We start from the raw sequence: 13,487 nt of genomic DNA on the forward strand, positions 1-13,487 counted from the left end.
TTCAGAGCAAAGATAATCTTTTTCTGTCAATGTACGAAAGATTTCGTATTTTAAGAAGAATTTAACGTAGGCTTTTTACAAACAACAATTTTTCCTGCTTTTTACCATCCGTAATGGATAAAATGTATGCTCCGGGCATTAATTGTTCAATATTTATGCTGTACTGGTTTTGATCCAATTGCTTTGTATAAGTATTTGCAATGGTTTTTCCGGTGGCATCAAATATCCTAAAGTTTATATCTCTTGTTTCAAACCCCTTTATGCGGACCCATAATTCATTTTGAGCAGGATTGGGGTACAAGGTGGATGTATGTTCTAAGTAATTTTTAGTAGATACGCGTAGAGGAATCACAAATTTTTGTTTTGTCTGACACCCATTTGCATCGGTAAGGACAAGCTCATATTCTCCCGCAGCAAGGTTTTCGGGGTCAAAATTGCCGGTAATACGATAAGTATAAGGTGGTACACCACCAGAAGATCCTACGGAAAGCAATTTTCCCCGCTGACCACCGGGTATTTCTCCCAATACCTGAATGCTGTCTATAACCAATGCATCGAAAGAAGGTAAATCAAATTCAAAACTGGCTTTTGTATTTTTAGAGGAACTTATTAACACGGATACTTTACCAACTACTTTGGAAGAATAAGAAAGTTTGCTTTCTCCCTGACTCCATTCAAATTCAAAAGGCCCCGCACCATCTATTGTATCCAGGTAAATGATCGTACTATCGCCAAAACACAAGATGGGTGGATCTATCCTGGAAGCCCTCAGCCTTGGAGTGCTGCACAAATAATCCAATTTTACTTCTGTGGTATCTGAATTACAAGGCCCAGATGCGATCAGCTGTAAGTTGGCTGCCCCGTCTACTTCACAATCTATCCTATAATCTATGGCAGAATCAGAACTTTGATAATCATTCAGATTCCAAATTAGTGTATTGTAATTGGTCGAGCGAGAATTAGCTTTTACAAATTCATAGTCCAGGACAAAATCCAAATCTGATTTTGTTTGATGATCCTTATTGATGGTAATGCTGTTTCTTGCACCGGGAGAATTCATATAAAAACTTCCGCTTGCGTTTGTAATCAACTTCGTAGCAGTAACAAGGTAGTCAAACGTCGAATCCAAAGGAAGGCAGCGATCAATATAAAGGGTGTCTTTGATATCGCTTGCAACGATTTTGTAATATAGCTCTGATCCTGATTTTCTGTAAACATTATACCCTTCTGTGGCATCAGCAGAAGCGGTCCAGTTGAGATTCACTTGTCCAGTCTCTTCTAAAATGATCAAATTTTTCGGGCCTGAGATAGGATACATATTTAAACTCGGATCTCCGAGCAAAGCCATGTGGGTACCTCTTAAACCAGTTGGACTGACCTCATATTGTGTGCCGTTGTTGTTCATCGATGTTCTTGCACTGAAACCAATGTTAAAACCAAGCGCCATGTGGTGAAACTGCCAACCGGGCCTTCCTGCCCAGGCACAAGTCAAAATGGTCCCACTTCCCAGGGATGAACGCATAAAATTGTTCTGACTATCCCAGTCCCCGTGATAACTTCCAAATAACAAAGTAAAAATACCTCTCAGGGAATCAACAGCCATGTTTGCTGAAGTGGATATTCCTCCTGCAGAGGTATAGGTTCCACCACCGCAACCATAAGACCAAAGATGACTTTCTGTCAATAAAGAGTTTCGGTAATTACCGTTGATGACCGAATCGGGTCCAAAAAATGGAACAAAATTCTTGAAGCCTGTTGACCCAAAGTATTCTCCCTGAAAATTAAAATTGTCCATGACCACCGCTTTGTGATTTGCCCTTATCTGAGCTGTTCTGAACAAGTGGTTTTTATTGAGATACTTTTTGAGGAGTTGGATTTCTGAAATTCCCATCACCGGCATATCAAAAAAGTCAAGCCTTCCGACTTCCAGATCGGCATCACTTGGTAAAAGACTTTGGTCAAATTTTCCATCACCGGGTATGTTCTTGTTTTGGTTTCGGGCAGGACCGTTGTTATTCACCGAGACATCGGTCCAATTGCCATCGATGTCAGCATAATAAGTATCCGCCGGCCAGGCACCGGTGTGATCCGGAGTATGCCCATCCCAAGGTGTATTTCCGGAATAGGGTACTGCCACATGTCCGACAATAAAAACAGTGGTCAAGCCAGGAACAGAATTTCTAAGGTTGCGAATGTTATTTCTGACCTGAATTGCAGTGTAATTCTGTGGTACATCTTCTCTCAATACATGCCAGCTTTCATTTTCAAGATCGCTGATGAGCCTGGACAATTCATTTTGTAGGCTGTCTTTGATCCGGCCTTCTACCAAAATCAAAATAGATTTTTTGGGAGGAAGGGCTGGCACTCTGATCCCGCCAGTTAAAAATCCTGAAGCATTGATGTTCATTCCAAGTCTTCTGACCCTATATTCATAGGCCACGCCTCTGACGACCGTTGTGTCTCTAAAACTTGATACAGAACCCGTCAAAGTGGCTAAAGAAACACCCCAGTTGGTGGATCCTAAAACCCTTCGGTGTATGACGTAATTTATTTCATTGTTTTCAAGGATCCAATTTAAGGTAATGGCTGGTTTGGATTCATCTACCTGCGCAGAAACACGCACTGATGCCAACTGGGACCAGTTTTGGGCTTGTAAACACAAAACTGTTAAATTTAAAAGGAAGGTTAAAGTCCGCTTCATAATTCTGATTTCCCTAATTAAAAATACAAAAGTATGAAAATGAGCTAACAGCCATTTAGAAATAATGTCAATTAAAACTAGTTGATTAAGTATTCTTCAGGTACTGTGCTGCTGCAACCAGCTCTTCATAAAAGTCCGGACCAAATTTACGAACAATGGGTTCTTTTAAAAAGAGATACAATGGAAGTTTATCTTTTTCTCCCGCTCTACAGGCAGCGCCGCAAATTTCCCATCGGTGGTAATTGACAGCGGTAAAGCCCAATTCCTTATTTTCAGTAACTCGGATCGGGTACAAATGGCAGGAAATGGGTTTTTTGAAATTTGTCAGACCTTTTTCATACGCTTTTTCAATGCTGCAATATGCGATTCCCATTGGATCTCTCCCCATAAAAACGCAGGCCCCATCCGGCATCAATTGGGTGACCTTCGCGCGGGCTTCTTTGTGATACATTGATGTTCCTGAATTCTGGAGTTTGGCAAATGACTCAGGAGAAATAAATTCTTTCACAATATCTTGTATCGAAGAAAGTATCTCCGACTCCTCATCGGTCAGTGGAGCTCCGTAATCGCCTTCAATACAACAAGCACCTTTGCATGCGCTCAACTCACATCTGAAATAAGAGTTCAATACCTCATCGCTGATCAAAACGTCTCCAATGGCTATCATATAGATCCATTTAAATCAACACCAACACCATAACAATCAAGACCATGGTATTTTACAATTCAGAACCGGCTTCTCCGTGGATCACCATCCGGAATCCACTCCCATGAATATTCGTTATTTCTATGCTCTTGTCTTCTGCAAAATATTTTCTAAGTTTGGTCACAAAAACATCCATACTTCTGGCGGTAAAATAATTGTCCTCTCCCCAGATTTTGGTCAATGCTTCTGATCTTGGTAAAATATTGTTTCTGCGATCACTAAACATTCTGAGCAGTTGGGCTTCTTTTGGACTCAATTTAAATTTTTCAACGATATCATCTCCATTCTTGAAGTAGAGAACCCGTAGAGGATAATTGAAAACATATTTTCCAATATGGTATTCAACTTGTTCTGTCTGCTCACCTTCTTTCAATTTATGGGATCTTTTCAAGATCGCAATGATTCTGTATAACAATTCTTCGGAGTTAAATGGCTTTGTGATATAATCATCAGCTCCAATTTTAAATCCTTCCACAATATCTTCCTTCAGCGTTTTAGCTGTCAAAAAAATAATTGGTATGTCAGCATTTTTAGAACGAATGTCTTTGGCCAGTGTAAACCCATCCCGACGCGGCATCATGACATCCAGGATACAAAGGTCGTATTCGCCACGTCTGAATTGTTCAAATCCATCAATCCCATCAACGGCGAGATCAACATCATAATCGTGCATCTCCAAATAGGATTTAAGCACATCTCCAAAATTGCGATCGTCTTCAACCAGAAGAATCTTTGTGTTTTTGTTTGAATCAGGGTTGCCAGCTGTCATCTTAGTTTTTGTTTAGTAGTATGAACGAATGAATGAACAAAATATTTAAGTATTTCTCCATAATTTGGAATGTTGGGGCAAAAATACGGTAAACACACTTCCTTTACCTGGTTCACTATCGACCTCGATGGTACCATGGTGGGCCTGAACCATTGCTTTGACGTAACTCAGTCCCAATCCAAATCCCTTTACATTGTGCACGTTGCCGGTGGGAACCCGGTAGAATTTTTCAAATATAAGTTTCAGATTGTCCCTGCTCATACCTATACCCTTGTCTGATACTTTGATCAACAATCCTTTTTTGACATTGGAACTGTGGATGGATATTTCCGGTGTCTCGGGAGAATATTTATTTGCATTGTCCAGCAGATTGTAAATAATATTGGTGAGATGGGTCTGATCGGCTTTGATGTTGGGATCAGAAGCATCGAGAAACATTTGAATTTTTCCTCCCTTTTGGGTCACTTGAAGGTCAATATTTTGGACAGCCTCCCGAATGATGTCGTGTACATTGAGTTCTTTGGGGTTCAGTTGAAAATCTTGTTTGTCCAAAAGAGCCATTTGTAGCACCTTTTCTACCTGACTCAGCATTCTCCTGTTTTCCTGTTTGATAATGCCCATAAACCTCTGAATTTTTTCAGGGGATTGAATGATATTGGGCGAAAGAATTGAGTCTGAAGCAAGAGATATTGTGGCAATAGGTGTTTTGAATTCATGGGTCATATTATTGACAAAATCATTTTTGATTTCTGATAATTTCTTTTGTCTGAATATCACCAGGATCACATACACAAAACAGGCTAAGATTAGACCGGTCAGGATCAGAGAAAGGAAAACAATGGGAACCACATTCCGCCTGAGCCAGGATGTTTTCTTGGGAAAAATTACTTTTAAGGTACCGGGTGAACCCGCTGCACTGCTAAACAGAGCTACCTTGTAACTGGTTTCTTTCAGAATCTGATTGGGGTCTATGTCGGATTTGGAAGCCTTGGGTTTCTCCTTAAATCCCACCACATAATTTTCATTAAGGATCACAAAACTCTCCGTTTTATTGTCATAGACACCAAAATTGTAATTGAGGTCCAGATTCATCTCATGAAATTCGTGTTTGAGTAAGGCTGAGAGCTTCTGAGGATTGATCCTTTGCTCCAATCTGGCAGGGTGAATTCTTCGCTCTCGATCGATGAGTTCTACCAGTTGCTTTTTTTTGTCCCAGCTAAGAGTAGGATCAATTCTGGGATAATTGGTGGAGTCCATGTGGATGGACAATTGATTGCTCATCAATAACTTGGCATATTCCAATAATTTGGTTTTGTCTTCCTGAGACCGATCACCTGAGTTGATCCACTTTTCGATTTGATTGATTTCCCAGTTTTCTTTTTCTTTTTCCAGTCGGTCTGCAACCCTTTTGAGTGCTCCAATGACCTGATCTTCAAATTGTTTTTCGTTGAGCCTGATCGACCAGTTGATCCAGTAGAATTGTAACATGACCGTACCCAGTAAAGCCAGACTCATCACCACAATGACCAACCATATGGTTTTCTTGCTCATTTTTCCAATTTAATCATTTCCGTCATACCAATATCGGGAGATCAAAGACCTGAGAAAAACCAAATTCTTGACAATCGGTTCTGAGGTCTATCCTGATTTCATTGCTTTTGGTACCAGTTTTTTAACACCAATCCTGCCTTTTTGCCTTGTGGGGTATAATCTTTGTCCGGATATCCTTCATGACCCTGACCTTCTGGAAACCATTTCCATACAAAGCCCCCTCCCCAAAACTCCTGCTCCCAAAACTGAAGAAACAGAGCTTCATAGGCAAGTTCTTGTGCGGTCTGGTCCATTGGCAGTTGATCTATTTTTTGTTCCAGTTCCCAGGTTTTACCGGCAGCTCCGGGAACGCTGAGGTATCCAAACTCGGTAAAGATTATTTTTTTACCCAGTTTCTTGGAAAATGACTTCATGGATTCTAACCAAGGCTTCCAGGCTTTCATTAATACTTCTTTCTCAGGATGCACTTCCTCAGTCAGTGGAAAATAAGCGCTGATGCCTATATAGTCCAATCTATCCCAAAAAGGCGTCTCTTGATAATGATCCCAATTGGCTGAATAGATTAGTTTACCTGAATAGATCGATCGAATGTCCTGTATGAGTCCGAGCCAAAAGGGCAGTCGTTCCTTTACAGATGCGGAAAATTCTGTGCCCAGACAAAACATCTCTACCTTATATTCAGAGGAAAGGATGGCCATGTCGAGAATATATTTTTTATAATCTGCTTCCCAGGATTTCCATTCTGCCTCGCTTTGAAAACGCAGGGTTCCCGTCCAGGCTCCGGGAATATACACCTGTGGTTTGAGCATGACCTTTAATCCATTTTGATGGGCCAATTGGATGGTATGCCGGACACCCTCACGGGTTTCACCCCACCATTGCCAGTCTGTCTGATTGTATTTCACCAATGCCTTGTTCTTTGGAGTAAATGCGTAAGGAATGACAGATACCCATTCTATATGGTGTTCCAAAACCTCCCGAAAAGGATTTTCTTTGAAGGGAGACGGAGGTGCCACAAAATTGATGCCTTTGATTTTCTCAGAAGCTAATTTGCTGATTTTATCGGATTGTTTTGTTTGCATCAGACCGAGAAAAGTCAATGCATAGGGAAACAATAGGAGAATGCCCAAAACACCAATTCCCAAAAACCATTTCAATTTTGATTTTTTTAAATTTGAAGGATGAAAATCTTTTGCAATGTGCATCGGTGCAAATATCATGGATCACTGGAGGAATTTTTCAAGAATGTTGAATCCAATGCGTCACTTTTATGTTTGTAATTTTCTCTTCGCCAGGATCGATTTACTCAAATGAAATGGATGGAATCATCTGCAGGAAACATTGGTAAAGACCAGCAGATAGGTTTCAATCCATATAGTTTAAGTTCAGATTGGAAGAAGCATCCATTTATTGAAAAAGAATTTTCTTCACCAATTTTTCTTGATCATTTTCTACCATCAAAAAAAACATTCCAGGTCCAAAATTCGATTTTTGAAGCCTTAGTGTGGAATGACTCCATGTGCCATTCGCCACTACCGTGCCGATTGAGTTGTATATTTTGTAATAGAGCGGTCCAGTAAAATTTTCAACAGAAATCGCCATTACCCCCGTAGATGGATTGGGTTGACAAATGATTTGAACATTGGATGGACTTTGATCTTTGTTTTTTGTTTGGACCGATGGCGGATTATTAAACAGATTCCAGAAAATTCTGGGTGCATCCACGACATGGTTTATACCATTTGGATACTGGTGGTACAAATTTCTAATTAACGAAAAAACAAATGGAGCACATTTTTCACCAGGTCTGCATTCATTAAAAAGGTAGGTTTTGGTCAGAGCAGTTTCATTTTTTTGAAAGGATTCTGTAAGTCCCTGACTGGCCAATGTGCGGCGGATATACTGATTCAAATAGGCCAAAATAGAATCTTCTCCAAACGGCAGTTCTGTATAAGATGGAACAATAAAGCGATCATCCAATGAACCAACGGCATAGTAGATGGGCACCCGGACAATGGGGTTGATCGAATCCAATTCGTGGTAAATTCCTCCAACACCTCCAACGGCTTTGAATACATCACCGGCTTCCATGGCAGTTTTGAAAATCATGACACAACCATTGGAAAATCCACTTCCAAAAACCCTGTTTTGGTCAATGGACAAAGTATCGGCCAGCAGCTCAATGATCCTTCTGAAAAAAAAGACATCGTCCACCAATTCAGCCGTATCTGAGGGACATAATTTCTCCAACAGTTCACCACATACAAATTTTGTATTGTTTTTAATCATGCTGTCTTCAACATAGCACCATCTGAGCGAAGATGGAAATACAGTAATAAAATTCTCCTCTTGTCCCAATTCCTTCCAGCCATGGGCATTGTAAAAGACATCTTTGTCTCCACTGGTCCCGTGCAACATCATTACTACGGGATAACCCTCAGATGGCGCTGGTTTTGTGGGAACAGAAACGATAAATTCCCTTCTCTCGCCCTCCAATTGAAGCGAGAGCTCAAATTTAATTTGAGATTGGGCGAAATAAAGGTAGCTGAACAAAACCAGGGAAAGTAGTAGTTTTTTCATGGTTGCTTATTTTCAACAAAAATAAGGAAATACAATGGAATGATAATCCTGTATTATTATTAACCGCTGAAATTCGAAACATTTGACCTTAATCGAGGAAATAGAGGTATGATCGGATGTCAAAAATTATTTGAAGGAATGAATACTCCTTAAATCTTCCTTTGCCATAAAGTCAAGCTACGGGCTCTTATTAACCAAGCATTGAAAACCGCTGAGCTGGGCAATTTTATAACAATATGGGCCTAATTCTTGGGCCTCTCAACCCTTTTGACTGTAAGCAAGAATCCTTTCCAGGGTTTCGGCTTTTGCGTAAAAACTGACTTTTGGAAGCATTCTCTTGGCATCCCTCAAGATTTGCATTTCCTGACGGATTTCCTGATTTCCGGCTGCGATCTCTTTAAGAATAAGATTTTCTTCCGCGTTGCATTCGGAATAGGCAAATCTGACCAAACTGTGAAGTGTAAAAGTATCTACCATAGGCTGTGATATGTGGTTTGATAAATTAAACGCTCATATCAGGACATTATTGTTAGGTTTACTGGCTATTTCAACCGTTGCCATATCTGGGTTCTTCCCAAAAGAGATACGCCAATATAACCTCTCACTTTGAGCCGATCTGCTCCGTCTAAAGTGATCAGGCAACTATAAATTTTCCCATTTTTGGGATCGACGATCTGACCCCCTTCCCAGCCATCGCCTGCGCTGATCATATTCCAGAGAATATCCATGCCGATCAGGGATTTGCCATTTTTTTCGCCGGGACAGTTGTTGCACACTTTGGTGGTGGCTGCCGGCAAAAGGTCGGTGACCCTGCCAAACATTTTGCCTTCTTTCATGTAAAGCTCCACATGTGATTTGGGCTGTCCGGATTCATCGATGGTTTTCCATTTGCCCAAAACCTGGTTATTTTGGGCTTCCGAATGGTAATACATGGTCAAAATAAAAAAAAGAACAAGCATCGAGTTTTTCATTGTTTTTCAATTTGTAATCAGAGTAACAAATGCAAAGAAATCAGGTTTACTCCACTAAAAATCCAATTCTTTGGAAGGGTCCCAAAACAGCTTTTCAAAATCTAACACCCTGTCATTGATTATATCGACCCCTTCTTGTTTTAGCAGGGCTTCCATTTCTCCCGGACCAAAAAAGTTCTTTCCGCTCAGGATGCCTTTTGAATTGACGACTCTTTGAGCGGGTACTTCAGATCTTTTCCCTTTAAGTTGATTGAGCGCCCAGCCCACCATTCGGGCGGATCCCAGACCCAAATATGCGGCAATCGCGCCATAGCTGCTCACCCTGCCGCTTGGAATGAGTTGGACAAGGTCGTATACCAATTGATAAAAGTGCTGTCCGGATCCATTTTTGGCATAATATTCTTCCAGTGCTTTGTCTTCGGCTGCCCGCATGCGCTTGATGTCGGATTTGGTTTTGTCCTTATAACCCAGAAGATGCAAAATACCATGAATGATAACCCTTAGAATTTCTCTCTCAAAAGGTTCGGACAACTCCAAGGCCTGATTCCTGACCTGATCCACACTGATGTAAAGTTCTCCGGAGAGAGGATTTTCACCCAGAGGAAAAGTAAGGATGTCGGTATGGTAATCGTGGTTTAAGAACTTTCGGTTGTAATCCAGAATAAATTCATTGTTGCAAAACACAATGCTGATCAATCCGCAAACCTGGCCGTGCTGATCCATGGTGTCCTTAATCCAGCTTTTGATTTTTTTATCAGACAGACCAATGGGATCGACGAGGTAATGCAATTCAACCACGGAGCAATTTTGAGCAAAGGTAAATCATGGCTATGGAATCTTTGCGATTGAATCGCTTTAATGTACAGGAATGTGCTAAGGGTTAAATTATTCCTAAATCGAGCTTGCCAAAGTTAAAAAAAAATTAAAGACGGATCTGCTCAAAAACCTTCATATAGCTTTGGGATCAAATCAAAAAAAAAATATGAAACTGGTTCAGCTATTGATCATTGTAGCGGGTCTTACTCTGATCTCCTGTAGTCCGCAACTTACTCCTCTCACTCAAAAAATCATCGACAAGAACCACTGGGGTCCGGATGAATTAACCCGAATGCAGTTTTACCTGTCAGATGACATCGTACTGAGAAGAGAGGTAAGTACCTCCAGGACCGCGATTAACAAGGGTAAAATTAAAAATGTCAATGGTGCAAAAATTGAAGAAATCATTATAGAGAGAGGGACTCCCGGAGTGATGCTTTTCTCTCCCAAAGAGAATAGAATTGCTGTGAGTTTTGAATCCACAGACAAAGAATCGTATCTAATGTTTGGGCCGAATCCCAAGTTTGACCAGAGGTATTTACTCTTGGGTAAGGAGTGGGACCGTCACAGCGGAATGGTCACATACAACGGCCAGGAATACAGCACCTCGTCTCATTCTGCTTTCGCTGGTCTGCTGGTCAATCTAAAACAAAGCAATAGGGTCGAGAAAAAAACCCAGGTGGTGGGCGGCAGGAAGATTTAAACAAGTTGTTTAAATCAAGAGAATGAAGGAATTTTAAAAAATCAAAGTCCTTACTCTTTTACAAATTTAAATCCATGTCGGATTTTATGGGATTGAAGACTTCCCAAATAAATTCCGGAAGTTAATCTGTCTACGGCAATAGGAAATTCCAATTCTTCTTTTTAGATCTTTCCTGTTTTTATCTGTTGCCACGTAATATCGCTTAATATATACTACACTTCAGGTTTGCTGACTTTCTGATCAAATTTAATGGTTAAAGTATTTTGTTGCTCATCCAGTGAATAACTAAAAACTTCTTTGTTTTTATGCTCTTCCAAATCCGAGATCATTCTTATATTGTAAACATAAACCGAATCGGCATCCGTGCAACCCAGAAATGGACAACCCAAAGAGTCCAGGCCTATTAAATAAGTATCATTATCCAGTTGCTGCCATTGATCATAGGTATAGTAGTCTCCACTCACCACAATATTTATATTGGGAAGTTGGAGTGCATCAAAAAAATACAAGCCATCTGCATTAAATTTTTTGGGTAGATAAAATCGTCTGCACCAGTTTACATTGCCTGATCCATCAAATGAAATCAGACCTGAACCATCCACATATTGTTCTGAACCAGGATATGCGTATTCATACCATTCAAATAATCCCAGGAATTTATTTTCTTCTATTTTTTAAATTTTTGAATAGCTAGACTGAATACTAAACTTTGGAGTTTTAATAAAATCAACATTTCCTATTGTGGCCAATCCAAAAACTACAATTTCAGTATATGCGCCTACTCTGCAAATCAACCAAATTGTTTTGCCTGATTGATCAAATGAACCTGTCAAGTATTGTAAAATGGAGTTCCCTGCACTTTTAGAATCCAGCGAATCTCTTAACATTTTATCCGCATCAATACGGTACTCACTGATGATCTTACCCCAAGAATCCACAAGTGTGGCATAAGAATATTTTTTGCGATTAGAAATAACTGGCCAGGTGACTGTCTCACCCATCTCGGCGCAGATTTCAGCCCGTCCCTTTTCATTGACCGTAAAATATATCGAGTACGGAGTCTTGGTTTTAGGATAATCCGGGTGTGTATTGAGCTGGGTGCGCCAGATTACATTGGCCAAATTAACCAGTTTAAATAATATGTTTCCAGTCCAAATTTCAATTTTATTATTACATTTTGATGCAACAATATAAATCCTGCACAAGGATTCCTACCTCTTTGAACCTAACAATTTCCCCAATTTAATAAGATCGGCTAATAAGATCAATTTTGAAAAATAAAGAGCCATTATAAAACCTGCAAGAATCATGGATAGTTGCAAAACTAAAGTCACTGCAAGAATCTTACTCACAATAAAACCAAAGACACAAATCAACATAAAGACTAGAATGGAATAAAAAAAGGAGATGTTCTTTTCAGACCCTATTTCTAATTTGTAAAACTGAACAAACATCAACACCGTCTGTCCAATTAAAAATACAAAAGCAGATGCAAGCACATGATACAATGGAATAAACACAAGGCTTAATACTGCAGAAAGCAAAAAACCCAAAGCATAGAGTTTCCACAATTGATGTTCTCTATGAGTAGCCTGAAAGTAAGCTCCAAAAATAAAATTAATGCTCGCCGGGATAAAAGCCCACATCAGGATTTCCAAAACCAGATCCCACTCTGTGTCGGATCCCGGATACAAGGTCCGATTGATGTCTGCTGAAAAAACCCCAACTACCAGTGACAGCACCATGGCCATCACAAGCAATACCGAGATGGAAGTTTTGAGTAGCTCTTCATTTTTTATAGGATCGGAATTCCCTCTTGAAAACATCGACAACAATAAAGTGCCAAAGGCCAGTGAGATCATGGAGGCAGCCTCGTACAATCTCATCGCTGAAGCGTATTGCCCGGAACGGAAAGCACCATCTTCGAGCAGTTTGACCAACCAGATATTGTCCATGCGCGTCCAGGCTGCATACGTAAGATAAATCAGGGCAAAGGGTAGTCCCATTTTAAGATAGGACAGGCTTTTGTTGAAGGATATTTTCGCAGGCCTGAAATGGAATTTTTTCAACATTAGAAATCCAACACATACTCCCAGCACCAAAACCAAACTGATGCTCTGCATATTGACAAACCATGAAATGCTGACTTTTTTGATGAGCACATCAGAATAAATAAACCAGCCGCAGCTCAGAATCAAAATCAAACGATCCAAAATTGAAATCAAACTATCCGTCCTGTAATACCCAAGTCCCGAGATCTGTCCCCTCAAAAACAAAATGCCGCTGATTAAAATCTGATTGATACAAAGCCGTAGGAATAATTCCAAATTGAGATTGCCGCCAAACCAAAGCAGCCCAAACCCTAAACTGACGATCAGATAATACACACTCAGTTGCAATCGGATCGAGATGAGCTCTCCATAGTTTTCTTTAACACGCGCTGTCTGCTGCCCAATGGCGCGGTTGGTCCATGCCTGCAATCCAAAATCATTGATAAACTGGAGTATTAAAGTAAAATTGAACAGGGCTATGTATTGACCAAAATCCTCAGTACCTACCAACACCTGTACCTTCCGGTCGATCCCAAATAAATAAAGTGGTTTGACCAATACATTGACCAGAATCAGTAAAATGATATTGACTACAAACTCTTTTTTCAATCCACCGGTTTGATTCAAAAAGGCGAAAAT

General features: G+C 40.2%; 13 protein-coding genes. 1 reads left to right on the top strand and 12 read right to left on the bottom strand.

The window, feature by feature from the left end:
• Positions 1-61: 61 nt before the first annotated feature.
• From IPM48_05950 to ybeY, 9 genes are all read right to left on the bottom strand, one after another.
• The gene (locus tag IPM48_05950; GenBank protein ID MBK9271119.1) at positions 62-2,632 is read right to left on the bottom strand and encodes a T9SS type A sorting domain-containing protein; all 2,571 of its coding nucleotides are present in this window, start codon (positions 2,630-2,632) and stop codon (positions 62-64) included.
• A gap of 154 nt (positions 2,633-2,786) precedes the next feature.
• A complete protein-coding gene (locus tag IPM48_05955) occupies positions 2,787-3,368 on the bottom strand; it encodes a DUF3109 family protein (GenBank protein ID MBK9271120.1) in 582 nt (193 codons plus the stop codon).
• Between the two features lie 52 nt (positions 3,369-3,420).
• A complete protein-coding gene (locus IPM48_05960; GenBank protein ID MBK9271121.1) occupies positions 3,421-4,176 on the bottom strand; it encodes a response regulator transcription factor in 756 nt (251 codons plus the stop codon).
• 45 nt (positions 4,177-4,221) lie between these two features.
• Positions 4,222-5,727 (bottom strand): HAMP domain-containing histidine kinase, encoded by a 1,506-nt coding sequence (locus IPM48_05965; GenBank protein MBK9271122.1) that lies wholly within the window; start codon positions 5,725-5,727, stop codon positions 4,222-4,224.
• A 98-nt stretch (positions 5,728-5,825) separates the two neighbouring features.
• Positions 5,826-6,884, bottom strand: a complete 1,059-nt coding sequence (locus IPM48_05970) for a hypothetical protein (GenBank protein ID MBK9271123.1) — start codon at positions 6,882-6,884, stop codon at positions 5,826-5,828.
• A gap of 250 nt (positions 6,885-7,134) precedes the next feature.
• Positions 7,135-8,307 (bottom strand): T9SS type A sorting domain-containing protein, encoded by a 1,173-nt coding sequence (locus tag IPM48_05975; GenBank protein MBK9271124.1) that lies wholly within the window; start codon positions 8,305-8,307, stop codon positions 7,135-7,137.
• A gap of 258 nt (positions 8,308-8,565) precedes the next feature.
• Positions 8,566-8,784 carry a hypothetical protein gene (locus IPM48_05980; protein MBK9271125.1) on the bottom strand — a complete coding sequence of 73 codons (219 nt, stop codon included), beginning with the start codon at positions 8,782-8,784 and terminating at the stop codon, positions 8,566-8,568.
• 65 nt (positions 8,785-8,849) lie between these two features.
• Positions 8,850-9,278 carry a DUF2147 domain-containing protein gene (locus tag IPM48_05985; protein MBK9271126.1) on the bottom strand — a complete coding sequence of 143 codons (429 nt, stop codon included), beginning with the start codon at positions 9,276-9,278 and terminating at the stop codon, positions 8,850-8,852.
• Positions 9,279-9,332: 54 nt separating this feature from the next.
• Positions 9,333-10,076, bottom strand: coding sequence for an rRNA maturation RNase YbeY (gene ybeY, locus IPM48_05990; protein ID MBK9271127.1), 744 nt, complete (start codon positions 10,074-10,076; stop codon positions 9,333-9,335).
• A gap of 184 nt (positions 10,077-10,260) precedes the next feature.
• Here ybeY and IPM48_05995 point away from each other — a divergent pair, with 184 nt between their 5' ends.
• Positions 10,261-10,797 (top strand): hypothetical protein, encoded by a 537-nt coding sequence (locus IPM48_05995; protein MBK9271128.1) that lies wholly within the window; start codon positions 10,261-10,263, stop codon positions 10,795-10,797.
• A 212-nt stretch (positions 10,798-11,009) separates the two neighbouring features.
• Here IPM48_05995 and IPM48_06000 read toward each other — a convergent pair whose 3' ends face one another.
• From IPM48_06000 to IPM48_06010, 3 genes are all read right to left on the bottom strand, one after another.
• Positions 11,010-11,399, bottom strand: coding sequence for a hypothetical protein (locus IPM48_06000; protein MBK9271129.1), 390 nt, complete (start codon positions 11,397-11,399; stop codon positions 11,010-11,012).
• 72 nt (positions 11,400-11,471) lie between these two features.
• Positions 11,472-11,918, bottom strand: coding sequence for a hypothetical protein (locus IPM48_06005; protein MBK9271130.1), 447 nt, complete (start codon positions 11,916-11,918; stop codon positions 11,472-11,474).
• 90 nt (positions 11,919-12,008) lie between these two features.
• Entirely contained in the window at positions 12,009-13,457 is a 1,449-nt protein-coding gene (locus tag IPM48_06010; protein ID MBK9271131.1) for a polysaccharide biosynthesis C-terminal domain-containing protein, read from the bottom strand.
• Positions 13,458-13,487 lie beyond the last annotated feature (30 nt).

Source organism: Saprospiraceae bacterium, from assembly GCA_016715965.1.
Taxonomy (GTDB): Bacteria; Bacteroidota; Bacteroidia; order Chitinophagales; family Saprospiraceae; genus Vicinibacter.

Coding starts and splice junctions, on each gene's coding strand:
- IPM48_05980 (MBK9271125.1), bottom strand. CDS start 8,784: ATGGTAGATACTTTTACACTTCACAGTTTGGTCAGATTTGCCTATTCC.
- IPM48_05975 (MBK9271124.1), bottom strand. CDS start 8,307: ATGAAAAAACTACTACTTTCCCTGGTTTTGTTCAGCTACCTTTATTTC.
- IPM48_05995 (MBK9271128.1), top strand. CDS start 10,261: ATGAAACTGGTTCAGCTATTGATCATTGTAGCGGGTCTTACTCTGATC.
- IPM48_05965 (MBK9271122.1), bottom strand. CDS start 5,727: ATGAGCAAGAAAACCATATGGTTGGTCATTGTGGTGATGAGTCTGGCT.
- IPM48_05955 (MBK9271120.1), bottom strand. CDS start 3,368: ATGATAGCCATTGGAGACGTTTTGATCAGCGATGAGGTATTGAACTCT.
- IPM48_05985 (MBK9271126.1), bottom strand. CDS start 9,278: ATGAAAAACTCGATGCTTGTTCTTTTTTTTATTTTGACCATGTATTAC.
- IPM48_05960 (MBK9271121.1), bottom strand. CDS start 4,176: ATGACAGCTGGCAACCCTGATTCAAACAAAAACACAAAGATTCTTCTG.